This is a genomic window from Janthinobacterium sp. Mn2066, from assembly GCF_049319705.1.
Lineage (GTDB): Bacteria > Pseudomonadota > Gammaproteobacteria > Burkholderiales > Burkholderiaceae_D > Janthinobacterium.
The window spans coordinates 1-449 of sequence record NZ_JBMOUF010000043.1 but is presented as its reverse complement, the minus strand read 5'-3'; the positions used below and the strand labels follow the sequence as shown (position 1 = coordinate 449).

Genomic DNA, 449 nt, shown 5'->3' with positions numbered 1-449 from the left:
TCGCTGACATTGTTTACCCGGGGCAGCGGTCTCTTCGTCAACTGCTTGGGCTTACTGCGAAATCAATTTCGAAGCTGCGCGAAACTGCGACTGGCCGATAGGCAGTACGTCCAAACTGACCCCATCGGGCTTGCGGGTGGCATCAACACCTATGTTTATTTGGGAGAAAATCCAATAAATCGCGTTGATCCTACTGGATTAATCTGTCTACGCCAGCCACAACGACAAACGGGGCCGTCCGGAAGTGCTGACTGACGCCAACGGCACCGTCGCCTGGCGCGCCGCCAACGCTGCATTCGACCGCACCATTATCGTCGACAATATCGGCGGCATGCATGTCGGCTTTCCAGGGCAGTATTACGATAACGAATCGGGGCTGTGGTACAACTGGCACCGTTATTATGATGCGTCGTTGGGACGGTATTTGCAGAGTGATCCGATTGGGTTGG

General features: G+C 54.6%; 2 protein-coding genes. Both read left to right on the top strand.

All coding sequences use genetic code 11. The features are described from left to right. The first annotated feature begins 9 nt into the window (after positions 1 to 9). Positions 10 to 255 carry an RHS repeat-associated core domain-containing protein gene (locus ACL9RI_RS27670; protein ID WP_422729648.1) on the top strand — a complete coding sequence of 82 codons (246 nt, stop codon included), beginning with the start codon at positions 10 to 12 and terminating at the stop codon, positions 253 to 255. After that, on the top strand, positions 245 to 449 hold a 205-nt coding region (locus ACL9RI_RS27665; RefSeq protein WP_422729647.1), incomplete at its 3' end, for an RHS repeat-associated core domain-containing protein. The genes ACL9RI_RS27670 and ACL9RI_RS27665, both read left to right, overlap by 11 nt.